The 25,946-nt window shown below is 64.9% G+C and carries 25 protein-coding genes; 9 read left to right on the forward strand and 16 right to left on the reverse strand.

Going from position 1 to position 25,946, the window contains the following annotated elements; genetic code table 11:
• Positions 1-70: 70 nt before the first annotated feature.
• The 3 genes from AC1DSJ_RS04495 to ypfJ all read right to left on the reverse strand — a co-directional run bounded on the left by AC1DSJ_RS04495 (position 71) and on the right by ypfJ (position 2,407).
• Positions 71-835: a DUF1828 domain-containing protein gene (locus AC1DSJ_RS04495; protein WP_054426630.1), complete on the reverse strand. Its 765-nt coding sequence runs from the start codon at positions 833-835 to the stop codon at positions 71-73.
• Positions 832-1,368, reverse strand: coding sequence for a hypothetical protein (locus AC1DSJ_RS04500; protein WP_054426629.1), 537 nt, complete (start codon positions 1,366-1,368; stop codon positions 832-834). Before AC1DSJ_RS04500 ends, AC1DSJ_RS04495 begins: the two co-directional genes overlap by 4 nt.
• A 184-nt stretch (positions 1,369-1,552) precedes the next feature.
• A complete protein-coding gene (gene ypfJ / locus AC1DSJ_RS04505; RefSeq protein WP_054426628.1) occupies positions 1,553-2,407 on the reverse strand; it encodes a KPN_02809 family neutral zinc metallopeptidase in 855 nt (284 codons plus the stop codon).
• Between the two features lie 86 nt (positions 2,408-2,493).
• Between ypfJ and AC1DSJ_RS04510 the strand changes: the two genes are divergently transcribed.
• The 4 genes from AC1DSJ_RS04510 to bamC all read left to right on the forward strand — a co-directional run bounded on the left by AC1DSJ_RS04510 (position 2,494) and on the right by bamC (position 5,975).
• The gene (locus AC1DSJ_RS04510) at positions 2,494-3,120 is read left to right on the forward strand and encodes an L-threonylcarbamoyladenylate synthase (RefSeq protein WP_054426627.1); all 627 of its coding nucleotides are present in this window, start codon (positions 2,494-2,496) and stop codon (positions 3,118-3,120) included.
• Between the two features lie 72 nt (positions 3,121-3,192).
• The gene (locus AC1DSJ_RS04515; protein WP_054426626.1) at positions 3,193-3,840 is read left to right on the forward strand and encodes a site-2 protease family protein; all 648 of its coding nucleotides are present in this window, start codon (positions 3,193-3,195) and stop codon (positions 3,838-3,840) included.
• Between the two features lie 87 nt (positions 3,841-3,927).
• Complete coding sequence (gene dapA / locus AC1DSJ_RS04520) at positions 3,928-4,833, forward strand: 4-hydroxy-tetrahydrodipicolinate synthase (protein ID WP_175171806.1); 906 nt, start codon at positions 3,928-3,930, stop codon at positions 4,831-4,833.
• 17 nt (positions 4,834-4,850) lie between these two features.
• Positions 4,851-5,975: an outer membrane protein assembly factor BamC gene (bamC, locus tag AC1DSJ_RS04525; protein ID WP_054426624.1), complete on the forward strand. Its 1,125-nt coding sequence runs from the start codon at positions 4,851-4,853 to the stop codon at positions 5,973-5,975.
• Between the two features lie 123 nt (positions 5,976-6,098).
• Here bamC and AC1DSJ_RS04530 read toward each other — a convergent pair whose 3' ends face one another.
• The 4 genes from AC1DSJ_RS04530 to AC1DSJ_RS04545 form a co-directional block, all read right to left on the reverse strand.
• Complete coding sequence (locus AC1DSJ_RS04530; protein WP_082387197.1) at positions 6,099-6,326, reverse strand: endopeptidase; 228 nt, start codon at positions 6,324-6,326, stop codon at positions 6,099-6,101.
• A gap of 217 nt (positions 6,327-6,543) precedes the next feature.
• On the reverse strand, positions 6,544-7,737 hold the full coding sequence (locus tag AC1DSJ_RS04535) for a ribosomal protein uL16 3-hydroxylase (protein WP_441371471.1): 1,194 nt from the start codon (positions 7,735-7,737) through the stop codon (positions 6,544-6,546).
• The gene (gene mutS / locus AC1DSJ_RS04540) at positions 7,734-10,388 is read right to left on the reverse strand and encodes a DNA mismatch repair protein MutS (protein ID WP_254600769.1); all 2,655 of its coding nucleotides are present in this window, start codon (positions 10,386-10,388) and stop codon (positions 7,734-7,736) included. Before mutS ends, AC1DSJ_RS04535 begins: the two co-directional genes overlap by 4 nt.
• A 119-nt stretch (positions 10,389-10,507) precedes the next feature.
• Positions 10,508-11,281 (reverse strand): hypothetical protein, encoded by a 774-nt coding sequence (locus AC1DSJ_RS04545; protein WP_441371472.1) that lies wholly within the window; start codon positions 11,279-11,281, stop codon positions 10,508-10,510.
• Between the two features lie 179 nt (positions 11,282-11,460).
• Between AC1DSJ_RS04545 and AC1DSJ_RS04550 the strand changes: the two genes are divergently transcribed.
• On the forward strand, positions 11,461-12,366 hold the full coding sequence (locus tag AC1DSJ_RS04550; protein ID WP_175171799.1) for an aldose epimerase family protein: 906 nt from the start codon (positions 11,461-11,463) through the stop codon (positions 12,364-12,366).
• A gap of 135 nt (positions 12,367-12,501) precedes the next feature.
• Complete coding sequence (locus AC1DSJ_RS04555) at positions 12,502-12,858, forward strand: hypothetical protein (RefSeq protein ID WP_054426618.1); 357 nt, start codon at positions 12,502-12,504, stop codon at positions 12,856-12,858.
• A gap of 4 nt (positions 12,859-12,862) precedes the next feature.
• Here AC1DSJ_RS04555 and AC1DSJ_RS04560 read toward each other — a convergent pair whose 3' ends face one another.
• The 7 genes from AC1DSJ_RS04560 to AC1DSJ_RS04590 are packed head-to-tail and all read right to left on the reverse strand — an operon-like array spanning position 12,863 to position 20,621.
• Positions 12,863-13,615, reverse strand: a complete 753-nt coding sequence (locus AC1DSJ_RS04560; RefSeq protein ID WP_441371473.1) for a carboxymuconolactone decarboxylase family protein — start codon at positions 13,613-13,615, stop codon at positions 12,863-12,865.
• On the reverse strand, positions 13,603-14,787 hold the full coding sequence (locus tag AC1DSJ_RS04565) for an SDR family NAD(P)-dependent oxidoreductase (RefSeq protein WP_441371474.1): 1,185 nt from the start codon (positions 14,785-14,787) through the stop codon (positions 13,603-13,605). Before AC1DSJ_RS04565 ends, AC1DSJ_RS04560 begins: the two co-directional genes overlap by 13 nt.
• Positions 14,787-15,545, reverse strand: coding sequence for an SDR family NAD(P)-dependent oxidoreductase (locus AC1DSJ_RS04570; protein WP_441371475.1), 759 nt, complete (start codon positions 15,543-15,545; stop codon positions 14,787-14,789). The genes AC1DSJ_RS04565 and AC1DSJ_RS04570 overlap by 1 nt, the downstream gene beginning before the upstream one ends.
• 9 nt (positions 15,546-15,554) lie before the next feature.
• A complete protein-coding gene (locus AC1DSJ_RS04575; protein ID WP_441371476.1) occupies positions 15,555-16,499 on the reverse strand; it encodes an acyl-CoA dehydrogenase family protein in 945 nt (314 codons plus the stop codon).
• On the reverse strand, positions 16,496-17,701 hold the full coding sequence (locus AC1DSJ_RS04580; protein WP_441371477.1) for an acyl-CoA dehydrogenase family protein: 1,206 nt from the start codon (positions 17,699-17,701) through the stop codon (positions 16,496-16,498). Before AC1DSJ_RS04580 ends, AC1DSJ_RS04575 begins: the two co-directional genes overlap by 4 nt.
• Positions 17,702-17,710: 9 nt before the next feature.
• Positions 17,711-19,849 carry an acetate--CoA ligase family protein gene (locus tag AC1DSJ_RS04585; RefSeq protein ID WP_441371478.1) on the reverse strand — a complete coding sequence of 713 codons (2,139 nt, stop codon included), beginning with the start codon at positions 19,847-19,849 and terminating at the stop codon, positions 17,711-17,713.
• A 1-nt stretch (position 19,850) separates the two neighbouring features.
• The gene (locus tag AC1DSJ_RS04590) at positions 19,851-20,621 is read right to left on the reverse strand and encodes an enoyl-CoA hydratase/isomerase family protein (RefSeq protein ID WP_427951360.1); all 771 of its coding nucleotides are present in this window, start codon (positions 20,619-20,621) and stop codon (positions 19,851-19,853) included.
• Positions 20,622-20,911: 290 nt separating this feature from the next.
• Here AC1DSJ_RS04590 and AC1DSJ_RS04595 point away from each other — a divergent pair, with 290 nt between their 5' ends.
• A complete protein-coding gene (locus AC1DSJ_RS04595) occupies positions 20,912-21,790 on the forward strand; it encodes an SMP-30/gluconolactonase/LRE family protein (RefSeq protein WP_441371479.1) in 879 nt (292 codons plus the stop codon).
• A 13-nt stretch (positions 21,791-21,803) separates the two neighbouring features.
• On the opposite strand, the gene AC1DSJ_RS04600 is transcribed toward AC1DSJ_RS04595, so the two are convergent.
• Entirely contained in the window at positions 21,804-22,751 is a 948-nt protein-coding gene (locus tag AC1DSJ_RS04600) for a LysR family transcriptional regulator (protein WP_054426609.1), read from the reverse strand.
• 107 nt (positions 22,752-22,858) lie between these two features.
• Between AC1DSJ_RS04600 and AC1DSJ_RS04605 the strand changes: the two genes are divergently transcribed.
• Together AC1DSJ_RS04605 and AC1DSJ_RS04610 are read left to right on the forward strand one after the other, a co-directional pair.
• Complete coding sequence (locus tag AC1DSJ_RS04605) at positions 22,859-23,923, forward strand: LLM class flavin-dependent oxidoreductase (RefSeq protein WP_441371480.1); 1,065 nt, start codon at positions 22,859-22,861, stop codon at positions 23,921-23,923.
• An 11-nt stretch (positions 23,924-23,934) separates the two neighbouring features.
• Positions 23,935-24,732, forward strand: coding sequence for a flavin reductase family protein (locus AC1DSJ_RS04610; RefSeq protein WP_441371481.1), 798 nt, complete (start codon positions 23,935-23,937; stop codon positions 24,730-24,732).
• 79 nt (positions 24,733-24,811) lie between these two features.
• On the opposite strand, the gene AC1DSJ_RS04615 is transcribed toward AC1DSJ_RS04610, so the two are convergent.
• Positions 24,812-25,774 carry a tripartite tricarboxylate transporter substrate binding protein gene (locus AC1DSJ_RS04615; RefSeq protein WP_054426606.1) on the reverse strand — a complete coding sequence of 321 codons (963 nt, stop codon included), beginning with the start codon at positions 25,772-25,774 and terminating at the stop codon, positions 24,812-24,814.
• Between the last annotated feature and the right edge of the window lie 172 nt (positions 25,775-25,946).

Below are 25,946 nucleotides of genomic sequence, written 5' to 3' on the forward strand. Positions count from 1 at the left end.
TCTCAGTGATCCCGTTCTAGTGATCCGGTCTTAGTGATCCCATCTTAGTGATCCCTTCCTGGATGTCTTCCTAGCCGGAAAACACTTCCCGCCAATCGCGCGTCTTGGCCAGCGTCTGCACCGTGGCGGACTGCTCAAGAATGGTCACGGCCTTCTTGAATTCTTCAGCCGTTGCGCCGTCTTCCAGGATGACCATGCGTGAGTGGCGCGCATTCGCCATCTTCACGTCCGACATCTTGCCGTGGGTTTGGTAGACCTGCGTCCAATCCATCTTCTTGCCGGCCTTCAGCGCAATCGGCTCAATGTAGGTCAGCGCCGTGCTGCCCGCCGCACGAACGGCGAACGCGAAGTCGGCCGTGTGGCCGCTGCTGGCCTTGGCGCGTGCGCCCTTGACCATGCGGTTCACGCCCACGCCTTCGGCAAGCGCGCGTCCCACCTGCGCGCGAAAGCGCAACTGGCTGAAGCGCGGCATCCACTTGGCGCATTGGAACGACAAGGCCATCGCCAGCTTCACGGCGTCCCACAGCGCTTCTTGCAGCTGCTCGTTGGGGCCCGAGGCAACGATGGCGCCGTCGCGGTCGAAGTGCGCCAGGCTGACGCCGGGCGTTTCGTTCAGCATGTCAATGCGCTTGGCGCCCACGTCGATGCCGTAGCTGGACGCGTGCATCGTGGTCTCACAGGCGTCGGTCAGATAGAACGTGGCGTCGTCCGGGTGCGCGATGAAGAAGGCCGCGTGCTGGCCGTCCAGCCCCAGTGTCATGGGGGCGACGGCGCGAATGGCGTGTTCACCGGCCGGCAGGACAGTCCAGCCGGAGGCTTCCAGAAAAGTGCTCATAGGATCAATTCGATTTGGCGGCCTTTGAGGGGATGCGCAAATCCGCCGGCAAGCGTCAGGTTCGCTCGCGGCAGGAAGTACTGCATCAGCGCGCCGATAGTGTGCAGGGCGGGCACGATGGGCTCGGCATAGCCTTCGCCTTCGTCCACCCAGATATGTTCATGGCTGCGGTCGGCCAGCGGCTTGCGGTATTGCGGCCGTCCTTCACCCACCAGGCTCGTGTGGAAGGAGTCGTCCGTGTCCACGCCGAACACGCGGTGCGGACCGACGAAAAGGCTCACACAGAACGCTTCCGTCAGGAAGATCGTGGCCTGGCCGTGCACCACCGTGCGCGCGCCGCGATAGGTCACGCGAAAGATCACGTCGTCGCGCACTTCACCCTTGACCTTGCAGACGCTGGCGAACTCCATCCACTGGATGTTGTTGGCGGCGGGCTTGGGCACCCAGGCGATCGGCTTTACGGTTTCCTTGGGTTCGGCAAGGATCTCTTGCACCTCATCAACGGTGATTAGCGGTTCGAACTTGTTGGCCATAAAACAGAGGTAGGGTCTTGGAATTGCGCTTCAGGTGCGCGGCGCCGCTCGCGTCGGCGCAGGGGACTCATGCGCGGAAACAGTGCGAGGGGGCGTAATCTTACAAGATGAAGACGATGTTGATCTTTTGACTGGATGGATATACAGCCCAAAGATAGCCGGGCAACGCGCCTTCATCCCGCGCCTACAACGTGCTGGCTGAGAACGTATCGCATTGCTTGATGTTGCCGCTGTCCAGGCCGCGCTTGAACCAGCGCACGCGTTGAGCCGACGAGCCATGGGTGAACGAGTCCGGCACGGCATAGCCTTGTGTCTGCTTTTGCAGACGGTCGTCGCCAATGGCGGTGGCTGCCGCCAACGCTTCTTCCACGTCGCCCCCTTCCAGGATGTTGCGCGCCGCATTCGCGCGCTGCGCCCACAGGCCGGCAAAACAATCAGCCTGCAATTCGATCCGCACCGACAACGCGTTGGCTTGAGCCGGATTGCGGCGGCGCAATTGGTCGACCTGGTCAGAGATGCCCAGCAAGTGCTGCACGTGGTGGCCGACTTCATGCGCAATCACGTAGGCCTGAGCGAAGTCGCCCGGCGCCTTGAAGCGGTTCTGCAATTCATCAAAGAACGCCAGGTCGATATACACCTTGCTGTCGCCGGGGCAGTAGAAGGGGCCCATCGCCGTCTGGCCGGTGCCGCAGGCCGTGGGCGTCGCGCCGCGAAACAGCACGAGCTTGGGCGCGACGTATTGCCGGTTCAGATCTTTCTGAAAAATGGCGCTCCAGGTGTCTTCGGTTTCGCCCAGCACTTTGGCCACGAAGCGCGCTTGCGGATCGTTCACGGGCGGGCGCGTGGCGGGCGCTTGCTGCTGTGTTTCAGGCGGGCCTTCGGCCATCTGCAAGACCACGTTGGGGTCCACGCCAAAGTACATGGCCACCAAGGCAAGTACTATCGTACCGATGCCGATGGTTCCCCGGCCGCCGATTCGGGGACCGCTGGCACGTCGGTCTTCCACATTGTCGCTTTCGCGCGAGTCATCGAGGCGCATACTGTTTCTCCGGGCGGGTCGGCGTTCCCGCCATTTTGCATCGCCGCGCCATGCTGGGCGGCATTCAAGAGTGTTAGGATAAACCCATGGCTCTGCATTTATCTATTCATCCTGCGAATCCTCAACCTCGCCTGCTGAAGCAGGCAGCCCAATGGCTGAACGATGGGGGCCTTGTGGCCGTACCCACCGATTCCAGCTATGCCGTAGTCGCGCGGCTGGACGATAAGGACGCTGCGGACGGCTTGCGCCGGCTACGCGGCCTGGACGAAAGACATCACCTCACTTTGCTGTGCCGCGATCTGGCTGAAATTGGCCATTTCGCGCGCGTCGACAACAAGCAATACCGCTTGTTGAAAGCCGCAACGCCGGGTCCGTGGACCTTCATTCTTGAAGCCACCAAGGAAGTGCCGCGGCGTGTGTCCCACCCGTCGCGCAAGACCATCGGCATTCGCGTGCCGGACAACGTCGTCATGCTGGGATTGCTGGAACAGGTGGGGGCGCCGTTGCTGTCCACGACCCTGATTCCCAAAGACGAAACGGAAGCGTTGAACGACGCTGAAGCCATCCGCGATCGCTACGACCACGACTTGGCGGCCATCATCGACGCGGGCGCCTGCCCGCAATCGCCGACCACCGTCATCGACCTCACCAGCGACGACCCCGTCGTGGTTCGCGTAGGCCGGGGCGATCCCGCCACGCTTGGCCTTGTCTGATTTTTCCCTCTTGCGTTTTACCTTGCGTGCCGGCTCCCGCCGGCACGCGGCTCATCTACAATCCGGTTCGCCATGAATGACATCATCCAAACCATTGCGGTTTACGCGATACCGGTAATTTTCGCCATCACCCTGCACGAAGCCGCGCACGGCTACGTTGCGCGCATGTTCGGCGACCCCACCGCGTATGAGGCTGGCCGCATCAGCCTGAATCCGGCGCGCCATATCGACCCGATTGGCACGCTGCTGGTGCCAGTCGCCATCCTGCTTGCGTCCAAGCTGCTGGGTAGCCCGGGCATGCTGTTCGGCTGGGCCAAACCGGTGCCGGTGGACTTCGGCCGTCTGCGCCGCCCCAAGCGCGACATGCTCTGGGTGGCGCTGGCGGGGCCGGCGGCGAACCTGTTCATGGCAATTCTGTGGGCCTTTTCGCTGCGTCTGATGCTGGAATCCGGCATGCAGGAATCGTTCTGGTTCCAGATGGGCGTGGCGGGCGTGAATATCAATCTGGTGCTGATGGCGCTGAATCTGCTGCCGATCCTGCCGCTGGATGGGGGACGCATCCTGTTCAGCCTGCTGCCCAACCGCCTGGCCTGGCAGTACTCGAAGATTGAGCCCTACGGTCTGGTGATTGTCATCGTCCTGCTGGTTACCGATGTGCTCTGGCTTTTGATGCGCCCGGTGTACGAATTTGGAACGACTATCGTCCAGTGGTTTCTGTAGGATTTCGGCCAATATCCGTTAAACTCAGCGGTTTCATTGATTCTGGCCCTGGGGCATCCTGCCGTGGGGCGTTGGAGCCCTACATTTATGGCATCCCCTGCAACCGCCGCAGGCGTTAATTTCCAGGGCAGCTTGGTGGCCCTGGTCACCCCCATGCAGCCCGATGGCACCTTGGACTACGCTGCCTACCGGTCATTGATCGACTGGCACGTTCAGGAAGGAACCGATGCGCTGGTGGTGGTGGGCACCACTGGGGAATCTCCCACGGTCTCCATGGAAGAGCACGCGGAACTGATCCGTGTTGCGGTCGAACATGCCGCTGGCCGTATCCCGGTCATCGCTGGCGTGGGCGCCAACTCCACCGACGAAGCCATCCACCTGACGCGTCACGCCAAGGCAGTGGGCGCGCAGGCCGGCCTGTCGGTCGTTCCCTATTACAACAAGCCGTCGCAAGAAGGCTTGTACCGTCACTTCCGCACCATCGCGGAAGCCGTCGATCTGCCCACCATCCTGTACAACGTGCCGGGCCGCACCGTTGCCGATATGAGCAACGAAACGGTTCTGCGCCTGGCGCAGGTGCCGGGCATCATCGGCATCAAGGATGCCACCGGCGACATCGCCCGCGGTGGCTTGCTGCTGCGCGAAGCGCCTGCCAGCTTCCAGGTTTTCAGCGGTGATGACCCCACCGCCGCCGCCCTGATCCTGTTGGGCGCGCGTGGCAACATCTCGGTTACCGCCAACGTGGCGCCCAAGCTCATGCATGAGCTGTGCGCCGCGGCGCTGGCCGGCAATGTGCCGAAGGTGCGTGAACTTAATGCGTACCTGGCGCGTCTGAACAAGGCTTTGTTTGTTGAAGCCAATCCCATCCCCGTCAAGTGGGCGTTGGCCGAAATGGGCCGCAGCGCACTGGGCTACCGGCTCCCGCTGGTTGAACTGGGAACGCAGAACCACGAAATCGTGCGTCGTGCGCTCCAGGAAACGGGTCTGCTCTAAATATCGTGAGGATACGTATGAACAAGCGTCATGCCGGTTTGTCGGCATTGATGTCTCTGGTGTTATTGGCCGGCTGCAGCGAGGTCAATCAATTCCTGGGCAATGAAGAATCCGTCAACTACAAGAGCGCCGTCACCCAGCGTGGAGAGCCTCTGAGCATCCCGCCGGATCTGACTCAGGCAAACAGTGATCCGCGTTACCGCGCGCCGGCCTCGGGCTCGACGACGTATTCGCAGTTCCAACAGCAGGGCCAGGCGCAAGCCACCGCCCCGAAGACCAGCAATGTGCTTCCCGGCCGCCAAGACATGCGCGTCGAGCGTGATGGCGACCTGCGCTGGCTCGTCATTGATCGTGCCCCGGAAGACGTGTTCCCGCGTCTGGTCGACTTCTGGACCGAGAGCGGCTTCACGGTGGCCAGCAACAACCCCGGTGCGGGTTTGATCGAAACCGACTGGGCGGAAAACCGCGCCAAGATTCCGGAAAGCTGGTTGCGCCAAGCCTTGGGCGCCGTGCTGGAATCGGCCTGGGATAGCGGCGAGCGCGAGAAATTCCGCACCCGCGTCGAGCGCGTCAACGGTCACACCGAAGTGTTCGTCAGCCATCGCCAGATGCTTGAAAAGCGCGTCGGCAGCGACGGCGGCCAAGTGCAGTGGCAAAACGGCAAGGAAGATCCGGGCCTGAACGCCGCCATGCTCGCCCGCATGATGGTCTACCTGGGTTCCGACGTCGACAACGCCCGCAAGCTGGTGCAGCAGGCGGAAGCCGCGCCGCAGAAGCCTGCCGTGCAGGAAGACGTCCGTGCGCAAGGCGCAACGCTGCTGGTGGCCGAATCGTTCGACCGCGCATGGCGCCGCGTCGGCGTGGCGCTGGACGGCGGTGGTTTCGCCGTTGAAGACCGCGACCGTTCCGCTGGCGACTACTTCGTTCGCTACGTGGATACCGACACCGGTGAAAAGAACGAGCAACCGGGCTTCTTCAGCCGCATGTTCTCGGGCGACAAGGCGGCTCAAGCGCCGCAGTACCGCATCCACCTGGCCGCCACGGGCGACCAGACCACGGTGACGGTGCTGGACGCCAACGGCGCGCGCGACAGCAGCGCTACCGCCCAGCGTCTGCTGAGCGTGCTGAAGGACAAGATGTAAAGCTGAAAACGGCCGGCATTAAAATGCCGGCCTGTCCGCTTTCAAAGGACGCAAAAAAGCCCCGGCAATTGAATTGCCGGGGCTTTTTTACGTCTTCAGAGCGGGGGTTCGTCTCTGTTTTTATTAAGACGCGGGCGTGGTCGAGCCGCCCGGGGTGGTCGAACCGCCACCCGGCGTGGTGTTAGGAGTGGGGGCCGGAGCCGGCGAGGTGGCCGGCGGCGTGGTGGTGGGTGCGGGCGTGCTTGCACCCGGAGTGGGGTTGGTCGCGGGCGCCGGGGCATCTTCCTTCTTGTTGCAAGCGCTGAGCGCGACGGCCAGCACCGAAGCAATAATCAAGGTTTTGCTCATCATTTTTGGACTCCTGTAGATGACGACTCTTGAAACCCCCTTAGGGGAAACCAGAATCCAGGCTACAGGAACCCACGGTCCGATCGCGTGTGAAAGTTAAATAGGTGGCATCCCAACGGCAACAAACCTTTCAGCTTCGTGTTATCTCTTTCTTTATGTGTCCCTGCGATCAGACCTGATTGCGTTCTGTTCGAGAAAGATACGCGCACGTGTCTGGATACTACGATGCCACGTAGTGAATCCACCCCGAATCCAGCCAATCCGCCAGGCATGAACGGGCCTCTGGCGACAGCTTCGCGCAGGCTGGGTTCGTGCAATCCAGGCTGCGGGCATCCGCAAGCTGGCGCAAGGCGGCATCCGCGGGCGTCATGGCGGTTTCGCCGTTGATGAAGAGCTGCTTGCCGCGATACAGCATGCGGCTGCGGCGATCCAGCACCAGCCGGCCGGCGGCAGGCCAGTCTTCTTCGAGATCCACGTCCATGTCTTCGGGCGCGTCGAACACGCTCTGGTTGTGCGGTTCGGTCAGCCAGCAGCCCAGGAAACGCGAGGCCAGCGCATCATCAAAGCGCATCTTTTCAACCGTTTCCAGCGTGGCGGCGACCAACGCATCGGGCAGGGCCGCAGGCGTGTCCACCGCCGGCTGGCCGGGGTCACGGTACACCGCAGACAACTTCGGGCCGGGCAGCGCGGGTTCGCCGTAAGGGCCGCCCAGCAAACCCACGCGGGCCATCACCTGGTCAGCCGCCGCCTCAAGCAGCCCGCGCGCCAGCGTGGCTTGCGTGGGGGCGCGGAAACCTATCGAAATCGTCATGCAGCCGTCGCCGACCGCAATGCCGTCATGCGCGGCCTGCGGCGGCAGGTACAGCATGTCGCCCGGCGCCAGCACGGCTTTTTCTTCCGGCTGAAAGTTGCTGAGGATCTTCAGTGGCAGGTCGGGCGCAAGCGACAGATCTTTCTGACGACCGTAACGCCATTCGCGTTCCCCTGCGGCTTGCAGCAGGAACACGTCATAGCTGTCGAAGTGGGGGCCCACGCCGCCGCCGTGGCTGGCGATGCTGATCATCACGTCGTCCAGGCGCGCGTCGGGAATGAAACGGAATAGCCCCATGAGTTCGGACGCGGCGTCGCTGAGCAGGTCCACGCTTTGCACCAGCAGCGTCCAGTCGCCTTCGTTGTCTTTGGGCAGACGCGCGAACGGGCCGTTCTCCATTTGCCATTCGCCGTTCTCGCGCCAGATCAGGCGCGACTCCACGTCGTCGCGGCGCGCCAGCTTCTTGATGGCGGCGATGGTAAGCGGCGGCTTGAAGTCAGGGATGGCCTGGCGGATCAACAGCGGCTTGCGCTGCCAATAGCGGCGCATGAAGTCGTTGGGGCTTTGATTGCCCAAGAGCGGCAACGCGTGATCGAGGTTCATTGAACGTGTTTCTTCAAACGGTAAAGGGCATCCAGCGCTTCGCGCGGGGTGAGGCTGTCGGGGTCGATGGTGGCGAGTGCTTCGCGCAAGGCGTCCAGCGCGTCGATGGCGTCGGAACGTTCGGCCTCGGCGTAGGCTTGCGCATCGGCATCGGCCGCAGCAGAGAACAGGCCCAGCTGCGGCGTGGGCGCGCCCTGCGCTTCCAGCCGTTCGAGTTCACGCGTGGCCTGGCGGATGACGGCGGCAGGCACGCCCGCGCGTTGCGCCACCTGAATCCCGTAGCTGCGGCTGGCGGGGCCTTCGCGCACTTCGTGCAGGAACACGATGCCGCTGGCGGATTCCGCCGCGGCCAGATGCACGTTGGCGGATGCCGGTTGTTCGGCCGGCAGGCGGGTCAGTTCGAAATAGTGGGTGGCGAACAGCGTCAGCGCGCGGTTGTGCGCCAGCAGGCGGCAGGCAATGGCCCAGGCCAGCGCCAGGCCGTCGTAGGTGGACGTGCCACGGCCGATTTCGTCCATTAGCACCAGGCTGTTGGGCGTGCTGGCCGACAGGATGGCGGCGGCTTCCGTCATTTCCATCATGAAGGTCGAGCGCCCGCCGGCCAGATCGTCGGCCGCACCGATGCGGGTGAAGATGCGGTCGATCTTGCCAATGCGCGCACGCGCCGCCGGCACAAAGCTGCCGATGCGCGCCAGCAGCACAATCAGCGCCACCTGCCGCATGTACGTCGATTTACCGCCCATGTTCGGGCCGGTGATCAGCAGCATGCGGCGCGCCGGGTCCAGCCGGCAGCCGTTGGGCGTGAAGCGTTCGATGGCATGTTCCACGACGGGATGGCGGCCGGCGTCGATGTCGATGTCGGCCTGTTCCGACAAGTCAGGCGCGATCCAGTCGTGGCGGCGCGCGTGATCGGCCAGGGCGGCCAGCGTGTCCAGCTCGGCAAGGGCAGCCGCGCAATCTGACAGCGGGCGCACGTGTTCGGCCAGCACATCCAGCAACTGTTCAAACAGCCATTTTTCGCGGGCCAGCGAACGGTCTTGCGCCGACAGCACCTTGTCTTCCCAGGTCTTGAGCTCGGGCGTGATGTAGCGTTCGGCGTTCTTCAGCGTCTGGCGGCGGCGGTAGTCTTCCGGCACCTTGGCCGTCTGGCCCTTGCTGACTTCGATATAGAACCCGTGCACGCGGTTGAATTCCACGCGCAGGTTGCTGATGCCGGTGCGTTCGCGTTCGCGGGCTTCCAGTTGCAGCAGGAAGTCGCCGCCGTCGGCGGCCAGGCCGCGCAGCTCGTCGAGCTCGGCGTCAAACCCTGCGGCCAGCACGCCGCCGTCGCGGATGGCCACGGCGGGCTCCGGCGCAATCGCGCGCATCAGCAGCGCGGCCAGCGCCGGGTCCACCGACAGATGCGAGATCAGCTCGCCCAGACGCGGCGATGCGGCCATGGGTTCGAGCAGATCGCGCAAGGCCGGCAGGGATTCCAGCGCATCGCGCAGGCTGGCCAGTTCACGCGGGCGCACTGAACGCAACGCCAGACGGGCGGCGATGCGTTCGATGTCGGGGAACGCGTTCAGGGCGCTGCGCAGCGCTTCCAGCAGACCGGCAGAGCCAAACGTCTGCTCGACATCCATGCGGCCAGCCAGCAGGGCCGAAATGGCTTGCTGGCGCGCCAGCGCTTGATCGTTTTCACGCAAGGGGTGATGCAGCCAGCGGCGCAACAGGCGGCTGCCCATCGGCGTGCGGCAACCGTCCAGCAACGAAAACAGCGTTGGCGAATCTTCGCCGGCCAGCGTTTGCGTCAGTTCAAGGTTGCGGCGGGTGACCGGGTCCAGCAGCACGTACTGCCCCGGGCGCTCGGCCGACAGGCTTTGCACGTGGGCCAAGGCCTGCGACTGGGTGCGCGCTGCGTAGCGCAGCAGCGCGCCCGCCGCGCAGATGCCCGCCGGCATGTCTTCGATGTCGAAGCCGGCCAGCGTGTCGGTCTTGAAGTGGGCCAGCAGGTGCGCACGTGCGCCATCGCTTTCGAAGTGCCAATCAGGCACCCGGGCGCGGGCGCCGTCGAACGGGAAATCAAATTCGGCGCTGTCGGCGCAGATGATCTCGGCCGGCGCGACGCGATGCAGTTCCGATTCCAATTGAGCCGGCGCGCATTCGGTGACGCGGAATTCGCCGCTGGCCAAGTTCAGCCAGGCCAGTCCGGCGCGCGGCGCACGGGCGTTGCCCGAGACGAACACGGCGGCAAGCGCGCGGTCGGCCTTGGCCGGCAGCAGGGCGTCGTCGGTCAGGGTGCCAGGCGTCACGATACGCACGATACGGCGTTCGACCGGCCCCTTGGACGTGGCCGGGTCGCCAATCTGCTCGCAGATGGCAATGGATTCGCCCAGCGCGACCAGCCGGGCCAGGTACTGCTCCATGGCGTGCACGGGCAGGCCGGCCATCGGAATCGGGATGCCGTTGGACGAACCGCGCTTGGTCAGCGTCAGGTTGAGCAGACGCGCGCCGCGTTCCGCGTCTTCATAGAACATTTCATAGAAGTCACCCATGCGGTAGAAGAGCAGCAAGGGGCCAGCCTCCGCTTTTAAGCGGAGGTACTGCTGCATCATCGGGGTATGGCCCGCGTGGGCGTCGGCGGCGGTGGGTTGTGTTGCTGAATTCATGCCCGTGATTGTATCGGGGCGGGCGGGGGCGTGCGGGGCAGGGCGGGATGGTTTTGGCGCTTGTTGATCATTTCACTGAGCGCGGCCGCTATCAGTGAGCCCGGTCCCCCTTTCTTCGCCTAATCGTGACCCTTAAGCGACGGGAAGCGCCAGGTCTCCCGGAAACCCAGGTTCGCCAGTTCGCCCAACAAGGGTTGCAATTGGGCAGCCGCTGCGAGGTCAAACTCCAGCCGCACGCCAACGCGCTTGTCGCCGGGGGCTTGTGTCAGTTGGGCCATGCCATGGATGCCGGGCAGGAATAGACGGGCGCCCCACGGGGCATCGATCTGGTGCGCGGGGGGAAAACGCGCGGCGATCCGTTCCGCCATATCGTGGATCGCGAAGCTGCCGGACGAGAAAAGCTCGATGATGCCGCGATCCACGTGCGAATCGAAGTATCGCCATTCGCTTTCGGCGTGTTTATCTTCGCGGTTGCGCAACCCCCAATCCCGCGGATCGTCCGCGCCCTGCGGCATCCAGATCACCTCCTGGCCGTGCCGGGGAAGCACGAAGACCTGCCGGCGTTCGACGCTGTATAAGACCTTGTCGCCATCGACCGTGCTGGCAAACGGGACGCCCCGCGCCGCTTCTTCCATAGTGATCGTGCCGTCATCCCCCCAGAAATCGTCGAAGTACTCACGGATGAACTCGCGTTCAGATTCGCAATCGGCAAGGATCTGCGCCGGCATCCACACCATCAACCGTCCGCAGTACGTGCCTTGCCCGAGCAAGGTGACGAAGCGGGCGTAGCCACCGGGCAGGTCGGCGCCCAGCCAGGGTTTCAAGGCGTCGACATCGCCGGGGCGAGCGAGCGACAACTTAGGGGTGATCAGGTAAATGTCGTCAACGGTCATTGGCATGCGCGGTCGGGGATAGGGGGCAACGGACGGTGGGCAACGGACGGTGGGCAACGGACGGTGGGCAACGGACGGTGGGCAACGGACGGGGGAAAGCGTGGGTCAAATTATGCAAGGGTTTTACTTTACCGGCACAATCGCACGACGCGGCCCCGTGTTGGCCGCGGGAGCAGCAGATGCCGGAATTTCCTTTCGCCGACCCCGTCAATGCGGTCGAGCGCTTAACCATTGCCAGCGGGGCGCACCAGGCGGAATTTGCGCCGGGGGGCGGGGGGCGGCTGACCCGATTGTCGACGGGGTCGCATGATTGGATTGTGCCGTTGACCGCCACGGAGTGGCCGGCCGGCAAGTGGCCGCGCGCGGGGTCTTACCCGCTGGCGCCGTATTCCAACCGGATTCGCGACGGCGTGTTCACGTTCAATGGCGCGCGCCATGAGCTTCAGTCCGTGCCGGGCCGGCCGCAGGCCATTCATGGCTCGGGGCTGTTTCAGCCCTGGCAGGTGCGCAATCACACGGCGGACAGTGTCGACCTAGTGCTGAGCCAGCCGGCGGGCGTGTTGGGCTGGCCCTGGCCGTTTGAGTGCGTGCAGCGCTATCGGCTGGATGCGCGCGGTTTGAGCCTGTCGCTCAGCCTGATCAACCAGGGCGATTCACCCATGCCTTGCGGGCTGGGCATTCATCCCTACTTCACCGCCGAGCGCGTGGCGCTGAATGCGCGCCGCCTGTGGCCGGCGGACGCGAACGGGTTGCCCACGGGCAGCAAGGTCAAGCATGTGCGCGAAGTGCGCCGGTCGGCCGAAGGCTGCGATACCTATCTGTCGCAATGGGAAGGGCGCGCCACGCTCTCTTGGGCCGACGGCCACGAGCTGGCGCTGCACGCGGACCCGGCGTTTGCGCACGTTGTGATCTATACGGCGCCGGGGTCGGATTTTCTGTGCGTGGAGCCGGTCACCAACGTGGCGGACGCGTTCAATTTGGCGGCGGCGGGTGAGACACGCACGGGGATGCAGGTGCTGGAACCGGGGGCGCGCTTTGCGGCAACGGCCTTGATGGCGCTGACGCCGCCTCGGGCCAAACGCTGAAGCGACTGAAAGGCCGAAGCCGCTGCATGGCGGAATGGCTGAACGGCCGAAGCGGCTGACATGGCTGAACGCGGCGCTTTGAAAGGCCGGCTTCCTCCGGCGATAATCCGGCAACCCCAATCCAGGAGTCCTCACGTGAAAAAGCTCAGCACCGAACAATTGCAGGCCGCGGCTGAAACGCTGCGCCGGGTGCAGACGAAGCTGGCCCGCTCGGGCAGCCTGCCGCTGGAGCCCACGCTCTACGCCAGCGCAAAGGGTTTTCGGCGCAATGTGCCGGAGTATCTGTGGACGTGGTTGTCGGGCTTGCTTGCCCCGCACAAGAGCCTGGCGTCGTGGATGGATACGCATCAGGCCGGCTGGCGCGATGGCAAGACGCCGGCCGCCGTGGTGTACGCCCGTACCGAAAAGGGGTGGTTCGATTGGCTCATCGCCGAACTGGAAACCGAAATCAACGACCCGCACGCTCGCGCCAAGCGCGAAGGGCAGGCCTGACGGGTCAAGCGGGGCGGCCCGCCGGTGGCGCAACGCTACCGGCCATTTTTGCGTAAGCCGTCGCGCCCAATGACGCGCCATGCACCGCCAGATGCGCGCCCAGCTGAATCACTTGCAGGATCTCGGCACGCGCCACACCTTGGGCCAGCGCATGCGGGATCAGCGTGTGCAACGTCTGCCCGTCTGCCTGCGTGAAGCAGGCGTGCAGCGCGATGCGCACCAACAGCCGCTCGGCGGGTGTCAAGCCACCGGCTGGCGCGCCGCCTTCAACAAAGTCCAACAGCACCGAGACATAGCCGGGGTCTTGCGCCGCCAGACGCAGCAGGCTTGGCGCCTGTTCCGGCCATAGCGCGTGGATGCGATCGCGTAACGGATCTTCCGCAGCCAAAGGCGATGGCGCGGCCGCGTCATGCAGCACGTCGGCCGCTTGCAGGACGGCGCTCAGGCCTTGCACGGTCACGCAATGCAGCACGTCGAACACATCGGCTTCGCTGGCGCCGGCCTCGCGCGCCATGCGCAGATGGGTCGTCAGACCGGGCTCGTACAGATGCGTGGCCGAGGCGTCCAGCGCCACATAAACCAGCTCGACCATGCGGGGAGTCAACGGGCCGGTTTGCGCCGGATACCCCGCGTAGTCCGCGTAGCGCGACAGAAACGCAGGGTTGGCGTGCAGCAGTGCTTCGGTCCACGGCCGCCAATAGCCCCGTGCGGCGATGAAGCGCGATTTGATGGCGTCTAGATCCTCTAGCGCGTGCATAGCGTTTGCCCGGTCAGATATTGCGCTTGGGCGCCCGACACGAATCGCAGCAGCGGCGATAGCGCAGCGTTCGGCTCCGCCGAAGCTACTTCGACGGCGTTGATGCGGCGCGCGCGCGCGCCCCATTCGCAGGCAAGCGTGGCGATCAGCATGCGTGCGGCGGCGTCGTCCCCCGCGTGTTCCCAATCGGTATCGGCGGCGCGCGGCAAGAGCAACGTCAGGCTGCCGGGCGCATCGCCGGAGCCATGGCGGCGGGCGGCGGCCAATGTGGTGGCCAGGCGCGCGCCGGGCGGGCTATTCAGCACCGTGACGTCAATGACAGCGGGGTAGCCGTCGGTCACCTGCGTACTGCGTAGCGCCGGCCAGTGGCCATGCACGGTCAACGACAACGGCGTACCACAGGACGCTGGGGCGATGACGCTGGGGGCATAGGCCTGGCTGCCCCCGAACACCGACGATCCGCCATCGATGGACAAGCGGCCGCCCGAGACAAGCGCCGCGTGGTCGCTGGCCAGAAACGCCAGCGCGCAGGCGATTTCCTCGGGGGCGGCCAACCGGCCCAACGGAATCTTGGCGACCGCGCGCACGGGGTCCAGGCGGCCGGATGCGATCAATCCGTCGACCAGCTCTGTCTGCACGAATCCCGGACACAGCACGCTGACGCGCAGTTCCGGGTGCGCCCGCGCCAAGGCTTGAGTCTGCGCGATCAGTCCGGCCTTGCTGGGGCTGTACGCGCCGCGCATGGGAATGGCACGCAGCCCCGCGCCGGAGGCCACATTGACGATGCGCGCATGCCGCGTCAGCCGTCCGTGCAGGGCGCGCAGCAGCCGTGCCGGCGCGTGCAGGTTCAGGTCCAGCAGCCGCTGCCAGTTGTCATCGGCTTGTGCGACGGCAGGCAAATTGCTGGCGTCCGTCATGCCCGCGTTGTTGATGATGGCGTCAAGCGGGGGCAGGCCATCGGCCAGCGCGTGAATCTGGTCAGGATCAGTCAAGTCCGCCACGCGGGCAAGATGATCCACGGCCGCGCCTTCCGACCGCAGCGCCGTCAGCAGCGCGTCAAGCGCCGCGGCATTGCGATCCACCAGCACGCAGCGCTGGCCTTCACGGGCCAGCCGCCAGGCCGTGGCGCGGCCGATGCCGCTGGCGGCGCCTGTCAGCAGGACGGTGTCCATCAGAGCGTGGTGAACGTGATGCCGCCATCCACCACCAGCGCCTGCGCGGTGATAAAGCGCGCTTCGTCGCTGGCCAGGAAAGCGATGCCGCTGGCCACGTCTTCCACGGTGCCCAGCCGCCCCATCGGCGTGCTGGCGATACGGCGCGCATCGCGCTCGGCGTTGCGGTTGCGCTGCGTGCCTTCCGTGGGTACGGCCGATGGGCACACGGCATTCACGCGGATGCCACGCCCGCCCAGCTCGGCTGCGGCCGCGCGTGTGATGCCCAGCACGCCCGCCTTGATGCCCGAATACACCATCGAACTGGGCGCGGATTTCAACGCGGCGGTGGAGGCCACGTTGACGATGGCGCCGCCACGTTCGGGGTCCATCGCTTCGGCGGCGGCCTGGATGCCCCAGATCACCGCCTTGAAGCCGATGTCCAGCATGCGGTCCATGGTGTCTGCCTGAATCTCGGCCGCGCTTTGGTAGCGGACCCACGCCGCGTTGTTGACCAGGATGTCAAAGCGCGAGCCGTGTTCGGCGGCCTGGCGCACCGCTTGCGCGATGCCTTCACGCGACGCCACGTTCTGCACCACTGCAAACGCTTTGCCGCCCGATGCCGTGATGTCGGCGACGGTGGCGTCCACCAGTTCCTGCTTCAAATCATTCACGCCGACGATGGCGCCGCGCGCGGCAAGTGCGCGGACCGTGGCGCGGCCGATGCCGGCCCCGGCGCCCGTGACGAGCGCAACGCGCCCAGCCAGATCTTGTTGCATGGTTTCTTCCTACACCGATTGAATGAAATCGCGGCCGGTCTGGCGCGACAAGCCGTTGAACGCCGCATCCAGCTTGCGCACCGCGCGCAGCGCAGGGTGCAAGGGCAGCTCCCAGGTGAAGCCCATGCCGCCGTGCAGATGGACGGCCTTTTCGATGACGAAGGCGGCATGGGCGATAGCGCCCGTCAGCGCGGGGCGGGTGTCGCGTGGCGCCCCGAATTCGTCCGCGTGCATGGCGCGGCGGATGGCGGCGCTGGACACGTCTTGCAGCAAGCGCATGCGTGCGAGCAAGTGGCGCACCGCCTGCTTGGCCGACAGCGGCCGCCCAAACTGCACGCGCGTCGCCATATAGCTGGCCGCCATTTGCAGCGCACCTTCGGCCGCGCCGTTAGCGAACTCGGCCAGCAACAGCTGCGCCTGCCGCCGAACCGCTTCAAAAGCCGCCGCGTCCAGCCGGGCCAGCACCGGCGCGCCTTCCAGCGTCAGCCAGCGTTGCGGATGGTCGGGGTCAAGCGAGGCCTGCGCATCGCACGTTGCCGCGCTCACGTCCACCAGCGCCGCGCCGTGGTCATCGGCCACCAGCACCCAGTCGGCCGGGCCGTGGTCCAAACGGACGCTGCCTGATTGCAGCGTGCCTTGCCAGGCAATGCCAGCGAGCCGTTCGCCGGCCGCCAATGCCGCGGCTTGCGGCGTGCCGGCAAAAGCCCGGGCCAGCAGCATCTGTTCGGCCAACGGCAAGGGCAATTGCAATCGGCCCGCGGCATGCGCGATGGGCAAGGCAAAGGCCAGGTCCAGTCCCAGGCCGCCATCGGCCTCATCCGCCATCACGCCGCACAGACCGGCTTGGGCCAGCACGGCCGCCTGATCGTGCGGCTCGTTGTGCGATAGCGCATCGGTAATGGCCGCGTCGGCGGCCTGTGCGAATTCTTCCGGCCGCAGTTCTTCGCTACTCATGTCAGGTCCTTGGGAAGATTCATGACGCGCTGCGCGATCACGTCCAGCTGCACCTCGGTCGTGCCGGCGTAAATCGTTTCAGCGCGCGAGAACAGATACGCGTTGGTAAAGGCCTTGTGCGCACGCTGCGCCAAGGGGCTGGAGTGCGGGCCCACGGGCGACAACATCGATAGCGCCAGGCTGGCGAAGGCCTGGTGGCATTCCGACCAATACAGCTTCGTCAGCGAGCCGCGCGCGCCGAGTGATTCGCCGCGCAGCATGCGTTCCACCGTGAGTTCGACCAGGCCCTTCAAACCGTCGATCTCGCTCACCAGATCGCCCACGCGGCGTTGCACGTAGCCGTCGTCCAGCGAGGGGGCCAGCTGGGAGTCGGATTTGCACGCCGCGATCAGCTGGCGCAGTTCGCATTCGAAGCGCCACGGGCGGTACATGCGGTTGGTGGCGCGCTCGATCGACAGCACCCGGATGGCGGCGTTCCAGCCTTCGTCCGGCGCACCCAGGCGCGCACTGTCAGGCACGACGACGTCGTCGAAGAACACTTCGGCAAACGATTCCTTGCCGTCGATGGATTTGATTGGCACCACGCGGATGCCCGGCGTATCCATGGGCACGGCAAACATCAGCAGGCCACGGTGCTTGTCGGCAACGGTGCCGGTGCGCGTCAGCAGCAGGCAGTAGTGCGCCTTGGCCGCGCCGCTGGTCCAGATCTTCTGGCCGTTGATGCGCCAGTGTTCGCCTTCCTGCACGGCCTTGGTGCGCAGACGCGCCAGGTCCGAGCCCGCGTCGGGTTCCGAAAAACCCTGGCACCAGTACTGCCGCATCGTCAGGATGTCGGGCAGAAACGTTTGCTTCTGCGTCTCGTCGCCCACGGCCATGATGATGGGGCCGGCGAGCTCTTTGCCGATCGAGCTCACGCTTTCGGGCATGGGCAGTGCGCCGATTTCTTTGTTCACCGCCAGATGTTCGCGCAGCGTCAGGCCGTGGCCGCCATAGGCCTTGGGCCAGGTCATGCCTGCCAACCCCGCCTGGTGCATCGCCGCTTCCCACGTGCTGCTTTCGGCCAGCGTGGCGGCGCGCCAGTTCAGGCTGTCGGCGCGCATGAAGTCGGGCAGATTGGCGCGCAGCCAGGTGCGCGCATGTTGACGATAGGCCGCTGGCCCGGCGGACGGGTCTGGGACCGCCACCTGTTGTTCGAATTGCATGCTTGGTCCTTACAGAGCGGGCGCGGCGCGCGGGATCATCAGCGCGTCGAGCACGACCACGCCTTGGCCTTGCGGCCGCACCAGAATGGGATTCATGTCGATGTCGGATACGTCGTCGCGATGCCGAAACGCAAACTCCGACAAGCGCGCCACGCTGCGCGCCGCCGCCGCGATATCGGCCTTGGCCTGTCCGCGTGCGCCGTCCAGAATCGGGAACATCTTCAGCGACCGGATCATCGTCAGCGCCTCGTCTTCGGTGACGGGGGCGGCTTGCACCGCCACGTCGTTCAGCACTTCGGCATAGATGCCGCCCATGCCCACCATGACGATTGGCCCAAAGACCGGGTCTTGCGACACGCCCGCGATCATCTCCGTGCCGCCTTGCAGCATCGGCGCCACCAGCACGCCATCGATGCGGGCGGTGGGGGCATGCCGCGCCACGTTGGCCAGGATGCGTGCATGCGCGTCGCGCACGGCTTGGGCGTTGGCCACGTTCAGCATCACGCCGCCGGCCTCGGTCTTGTGCGCCACATCTTCCGACGCAATCTTCAACACAACGGGGTAGCCGATGGCGTCGGCGGCGCGCACGGCGGCGTCGGCATCGCCCGCGATCACTTCGTGCGGCACATCAATGCCCACCTTGCCCAGCGCCTGCTTGGCGTGGAATTCGTTCTGGAAGACGATGGGGTCGACGGGTTCGGCGGCGGGCAGCGCGCGTTGGGGCGCGTTGGCCGCACGCAATTGCCCAAGCCGTGCCAGGCCCGCCAGGCCCGTCGCCGCGGCGTCGATGCTGGAGAACACCGGAATACCCAGCGCGTTGATCTGCTCGATGGCGTCGGCCGGCCCCTGGCTGATGATCATCAGCAGGCGGCCGGGATGGCTCGCGCGAACCTGCGCCAGCGCTTCCAGATAGATGCCGCGCAAGCGCGTGTTGTACAGCGACAGCGACATGAACAGCACCAGCGCGCTGTCGGACGGGTCGTCCAGCAAGGCGGTCAGCATCTTCAGCAAAATGTCTGGCCGGCTCGACATTTGCGCCGACGCGTCGACCGGGTTGCCGGTGCTGGCGGTGGGCACGGCATCCAGGATGCGTTGTTGCGTCAGCGGCGCCAAAGCGGGCAGGGCCAGGCCGGCTTCGCTCATGGCGTCGGCCATCATGATGCCGAAGCCGCCAGACGCTGCGACCAGCGTCACGGCATTGTTGTGCGGCAAGCGGGTCGGCATGAGCAAGGACGCGGCGTGGCCGATGTCGATCAGCGCTTCCACCGAGCGCACGCGCAACACGCCGTGGCGGCGGAAGACGGCGTCGATCACGGCATCCGAACCCGTCAGCGCACCGGTGTGGGAGGCGGCCGCCTGCTGGCCTTTTTCGGTGGAGCCGATTTTCAACACGATGACGGGCTTGCCGAGTTCGCGCGCGCGTTGCAGGGCGCTGATCAGCTTGGCGGCGTCGCGGCAGGTTTCCATGCAGCACAAGATGATGCGCGTGTCCGGGTCTTCGGCCAGCGCGGCGATACCGTCGGCCACGTCGACGTCGGCCTCGTTGCCGGTGGCAATGAAACGGCTGACGCCCATGCCGCGCCGCGCCACGCTTTGCATGGTGTGGCTGCCCACATTGCCCGACTGCGACACGATGCCCGCATGGCCGGCGGGCGGCATGTGTTCTTCCAGCGCGATGGAAAACGAGCCAATCAAGCGGTCGGCCACATTGACCGCGCCCAGGCAGTTCGGCCCCAGCACGCGCATGCCGTGTTCGCGGGCGATAGCCACCAGCTCGGCTTGCAGCGCGGCGCCCGCCGGGCCCGCTTCCGTGAAGCCTGCCGACAGCACAATGGCCGCTTTGGTGCCGCGTGCCGCGCAGTCGCGCAATGCGGCGGGCGTGGCGCTGGCGGGCACGGCCAGAATTGCGAGCTCGGGCGCGGCGGGTGTGTCGCGCACGGAAGCGTAGGCAGGCAGCCCTTGAATGATGCCGCCCTTGGGGTTGATGGGATAGACCGCGCCGGCATAGCCGTGCTTGATCAGCATATGCACCGGCCGGCCGCCGATCTTGGTGATGTCATCCGAAGCGCCCACGATGGCGATGCTCGCCGCCTTGAAAAACGGCGACAGCCCCGCGCCGGCGGGAAGTGCTTGTGCCAGTGCCGCCATCTCAGCGCCCCTTGAACTGCGGCTGGCGCTTTTCCAGGAAAGCCATGCGCGCTTCCCGGGCGTCTTCCGTCTTGGCGAGCGCCATGGTGAAGTCCTGCTCGAAGCGGTAGGCATCGCGCTGGGGCATCAGGTCGACCATATTGGCCGCACGCTTGGCGTACAGCACGGCCAGCGGCGCTTTGGATGCGATCTCATGCGCCAACGCCAGCGCGGCAGGCAGCAGTTGGTCGGGCGGCAGCACTTCTTCCAGCACGTTGCGGCGCAGAAGATCGTGGGCGCTCAGACGCTGGCCGGTGAAGAACATGCGGCGCAGGGTCGACCGGCCTACCAGCGTGCGCAACATGGACGCGCCGCCCGCCAGGCCGACATTGATTTCGGGCATGCCGAAGGTGGCGTTGTCGGACGCGTACATGATGTCGCACGCCGCCATCAGGCCCAGTCCCGCGCCGAGCGCCGCACCGTTGACGGCGGCAATTACCGGTTTGGCGCATTCCTTGATGGCGTTGCCGGTTTCGCGCGTGATGCGGTTGTGTTCAAGAAAGTCTCCCGCGATGTCGGCGTTGGGGCGGTCTTTCAAGTCGGCCCCCGCGCAGAAGACCTTGCCATGGCCGGTCAGTACGGCGCAGCGGATGTCGTCGCGTTCGGAGATTTCATCGAAGATCGCCACCATGCGGCGGCGCATGGCGCGGTTCAGCGCATTGACGGGCGGGCTGTTCAGCGTGACGAGCGCAACGCCCTCATTAACGTCCAGCGTGACGGTGGATTCGCTCATGCCGTCACCTTGTTGGCGGTAGAAAATGCGGGGGAAAAAGCAGAGGGGCGCAGGGCGCCGGTGGCATGCTGCATCGCGTGTCTCCTAGAGTCGGATGGACCGGTCTCGCCCTGCATTGCTGCCCGGGGGCGCCGGCTTTTTTTGGATTATATGGACGGGTATTGCTGCGGATTCAGGCCAAAATTGTTGGTTGTGTTCTGCATGAAAACGCCATATTCCAGGGGCCTGCAAGCCGATACCATGGGATGGGAAATCGTCCGCCGGACGAGCAAAACAGAGGCGGTCGGCAGATGCAGATCGAGCGTATCGGCACGGTTCGCGCGGCGCTGGGCGAATGCCCGGTGTGGGACGCGGCCAGGAACACGTTGTGGATGCTGGATTGCCGCAGCGGGCAACTGATGCAGGTGGACCCCGACACCGGGGCCACGCAAGATTGGCAGTTGCCCGCCCCGGTGGGTTCGTTTGCGTTCAATGGCGACGACGACATCATCGTGGCGTTGAAAGACACGTTTGCCCTGTACCGGTTGTCAGATGGGGCGATGCATTCTTTGGGGCACATCGGAGACAGCCATCCGCATCTACGGCTGAACGATGGCGCACCGTTGCCGGACGGCAGCTTTGTGGCGGGCACCATGCACATCCACCGGCAAGCGGGCGAGGCCCCGCTGGGCGGTTTGTACCGCGTGGACCTGCAAGGCAAGGTGAGCCGGATCGCCCAAGGCCTGGGCGTGGTGAATGGCCCCGCCATGCATCCCGACGGCATGCACTTCCATGTTTGCGACAGTGCGCAGCGCAAGATCTTCCGCTATCGCATGGATGCGCAAGGGCAGTTGTCATCCCCTGAAGTCTTCGTGGACACGGACGCGCTGGGGTCCGCGCCTGACGGCTGCTGCTTTGATCAGGAGGGCGGCTTGTGGACGGCGCTGGTGCATGCCGCGGCCATTGCGCGGTTCGATGCGCACGGCAAGCTCGACCGCCGCATCGAATTGCCGGTGGCGCATCCTGCGTCACTGTGTTTCGGCGGGCCTGATCTGTCGGAACTTTTCGTGACCACGATCAGCGACAGCGGCCGCTTGTCGGCCAAGGGCCCGCTGGACGGCGCGTTGCTGCGCATCCGGGGCGCAGGCGCTGTGGGCGCGCCGCGCGGGCAATGCCGCATTCACCCTTGATCATCGCCCCTGATCAGGGGCTTTCGGCGGCCGCCATCTTGTTGTACGCCGTGAACCGCAGCGCGGAACCCGACACGTGCGATGCCACGAAATCCAGGAACAGCCGGATCTTCACCGGGATCATCGCCGTGTCCAGAATGGTGGCGTACATGCCTTCTTCAAAGGTCGTGTTCGTGACGTGGTAATCGGGGAACAAGCGCACCAGCGTGCCGCGCGAAATATCGTTGTGCACGGTGTAGTCGTCAAGCAGCGCCACCCCTTCGCCCAGCAGCGCAAGCTCAAGCAGCGCCACGCCGTTGTTCGTCACGTGGCGAGGCTTGATCAGCACTTCCTCGATGGCTTCGCCCTGCTTGAAGCGCCAGCAGGTTTGATCGCCCGGCAGCAGATAGGCCAGGCAATCGTGCTGCGCGATATCGGCGGGTTTCCCGGGCGGGGCATGCTTCGCCAGATACGCGGGTGAGGCCACCAGAAAGCGTTCGCTTTTAAACAGGATGCGCCGCTTCAGGCCCGCTTCCACGGGCGGCGAAATGCGGAAATCGATATCGAAGTTGTTGCGGCGCAAGTCCGTCTTGGCTTCCGACAGCACCAGCTCAATGTGGATGTCGGGGTACTGCTGGCGAAATGCCGCCACCAGTGGGGGCAACACGCCCAGGCCGAACATCATGCGCGAATGCACGCGCAGAATGCCTTTGGGCGCCGCGCGGATTTCGGTGATGTTGCGATGCGCCTCGTTGATGTTCCAGAGGATGGATTCAAGCTGTTGCGCATATTCCTGGCCGGCTTCGGTCAGCACGACCTGGCGGGTTGAACGCAGCAGCAGCTTGACGTTCAACTCGTTTTCAAACTCGGTGATCATGCGTGATACCGACGTTGCCGACACGCCGAACTGCCGCGCGGTTTCAGAGAAACTCTCGGTTTTCGAGATCGACAGAAAGAGCTCCATCGCGCGCAGTCTGTCCATCATTCCTCCACTTTATGCAGCACAGAACGCCGCTTTTCTTGTATTCAGCCGATGACTGCCGGCCTCTAGAATTTCCTCAGACGTCAAGCAATCAACGAGGAGACATTATGGAATTCGGCGTGTTCATTCTGGCGCAGCAGCGAGGTTACCACCAGTCCTCAAAGCAAGTCATCAACAACTCCATCGAGCAAACCGTGGTGGCTGAGCAGGCCGGTTTCGACGCCGCCTGGTACGCCGAGCACCACTTCAACAACTACTCGTTGTCGCCGTCGCCGTTGATGACGGTGGCGCACGCCGCGGCCAAAACGCACCGCATCCGCCTGGGCACCGCCGTGTGCATTCTGCCCCTGTATCACCCCGCGCGGTTCCTGGCCGAAGTCGGTTTCGTGGACACGGTGTCCAATGGCCGTCTGGACTTGGGCGTGGGATCGGGCTACCAGGAATTCGAGTTCGAACGCTTTGGCGTGCAGATCGCGGAATCGGGGGCGATCTTCAACGAATTTCTGGACGTCATCCGCAAGGGGCTGACGCAGAAGATCTTCGAGCACGACGGCCAGTTCCTGAAGATTCCGCCCAGCTCGATTGCGGTGCGCTGCCTGCAAGACCCGATGCCGCCGCTGTGGATCACCTCAGGCAATCCGGTGACGCTGGGCCGGGGCGTGCGCGAGAACCACAACCTGTTCGTCACCGCGCTGCTCAAGGGCAACGATGCGATTGCCGAGCTGCGCGGCCGCCTGGAAAAGGTTGCGCAAGACAATGGCCGCGATCTTGATCGCGACGTAAAGTTCGGCTTCCTGCGCTGCGGATACGCGTCGGACAACAAGGCAGAGATCGACGCGTATCTGGATTGCGCGCGCTTTCAGCGCCGCATTTCCGAAAGCCTGAAGTTCCGCCGTGCGCAAAGCGACGACGGCTACATGGTCAAGGAAGTGCCGTCAGAAAATGACCCCACGTTCGAGCAGCTGCGCAAGAACCTGCCGGTGGGCTCCGTCAATGAAGTCATCGACAAGATGCTGGAAGAGATCAGCATCCTGCGCCCCAAGCACATTGCCTTGCAGACGCAGCTGGGCGACTTCGATCAGAAGACGATGCTCAAGCAGATCGAACTGTGGGGCGACAAGATCATTCCGGCCATCCGCAAGGAAGTCGGCAGTACCGCAGCCATTGCGTAAAGGAGCGCACCATGCAGATCTATCTGAGCAACGCGGGCGCCATCACGCTGCGCCATCCCGCGGACTTCCGGCGGCTGGATGTACTGGCCGATCCGCAGCCGCGCGAACGGCTTGAGCACGCGATTGCCCGGGTGGGGCGGCGCGAAGACGAGCGCCATGTGCGCTTGTCGCCCTCGGTGCTGCGCTTCTTGTCGCAACACGCGGGCGACCCGAAGTGGGAAGCGGATTTTTCCGCGATGGTGGACTATGCGGCGCGTCACGGATGGGTGGACGAACGTGGCGACATCCGCGCGCACATGGTGGTCAACGAGCATGACGAGGTAGTGTCGGTGGATGACTTCAAGGCGGCGATGCGGTCGCTGCCGGCCGGCATCAGCGCCGTCACCACGGGAGATGGCGAGCACGTGTCCGGCATGATCGTGTCGAGCCTGACGTCGATTTCGGCGGACCCGCCGATGGTCGGCTTCTTCGTTCAGCAAACGTCATCGGCGCGCGAGCCCTTGCTGCGCCACGGCCGCTTCGTGGCCAACGTGCTGGGCGAAGGGCACGAAGCCGTCATGCAGGCGTTTCTGGGCCAGCCGCAGGGCATGGCGCGGTTTGCGCAAGGCGGTTGGGTGATGAACGAGCAAGGCACGCCGGTGTTGCCGGATGCGCTGGCCAGTATCGAGTGCGATATCGTCTGCACCGAAGTGCTGGGCACGCATGATTTGATCGTGGGCAAGATCCGCAAGACGGCGTGCCGCGCCGCGCAGCCTGTTATCAATTTCAATTCCGCGACCCATCGGATTGCGCCGGTGCGGCTGCAATAGCCGTGGCAGGTGGTCGCCTGCAGGCATGAAAAAGCCCGCCAGATTTGGCGGGCTTTGTTTGCGGGCGGAAACCTGTCGTTCAGTCCAGAACGATGTGGTTTTCCTGGATGACCTTGCCCCAGTATTGGCGGTCGGCGTCCAGTTGGGCGTCCAGGGCTTGCGGGCCGCCGGCTTTCTCGGTCTGCCCGTTGGTGACGAGCAATTGGCGGAAGCTCTCGGATTGAACTGTCTTGATGGCGGCGGCGGAATAGGCCTGGATCACATTGGCGGGCGTGCCTTTGGGAGCGTGCAGGCCCGTCCAGTAGCTGGCCTTCAATTGCGGATAGCCCAGCTCGGCCACCGATGGCACATCGGGCAGGGCAGGGTCGCGTTGATCGGTCGTCAAGGCCAGGATCTTCACGGCGCCGGCCTTTTGGTGATCGGCCAGCGCGATGGGCGTCATGTAAGACAAGTCGTTGCGGCCGGTGATCAGGTCGATGAGGCTCGTCGGCGTGCTCTTGTATGGCACGGCGGTCAGCGGGATGCCCAGCGTCTTCGACAGGATCAGCCCGTACAGATCGGTGACGCTGCCCGGCCCCAAGGAACCATAGGTCAGCGCGCGGTTTTCTTTCTTGGCATAGGCGACCAGGTCGGCGATGGAATTCACGCCAATGGTGGCGGGCACGGTGATGGTCAATGGCCCATCGAACATCATGGCCACCGAATCGAAGCTGTCGAAGCGGTATTGCAGGCTGGGGCGCAGCAGCACGTTCAGCGACACGGGGCCGGAGCCGCCCATCAGCAGCATGTTGCCGTCGGCGGGCGCACGCGCAACCAGGGCAGCGCCGATGATGCCGTTGGCGCCAGGCTTGTTCTCGACAATGAACGGCACGCCCAACTGCGCGCTCATGCCTTCGGCCAGCAGCCGCGCGAAGTTGTCATTGGGGCCGCCCGCGGCGTAAGGCACGATCAGGGTCACGGGCTTGGGGGCGGCGCGCAGTGCCGGGCTAAGCATCATGAGGGTGCCGGCCGCGATGAAGCCGCGGCGCGTGAGCTTGAACATTGTCTGTCTCCTTGTTCCCGCCGCCATGCCTGTCCGAGCCTTCTGCGGGCCGGCTTTGCGTCTTGTCATGGGCAGCTGGGGCGGCTGGCGCTAGTTCGCCAGCCTTGGGTTGTCACTGTCGTCGATGATAATTTTTATCGGACTTGCCGATTACCCCACCGTTACGCAGAAC

The sequence above is a fragment of the Achromobacter sp. 01N37 genome (assembly GCF_056399725.1).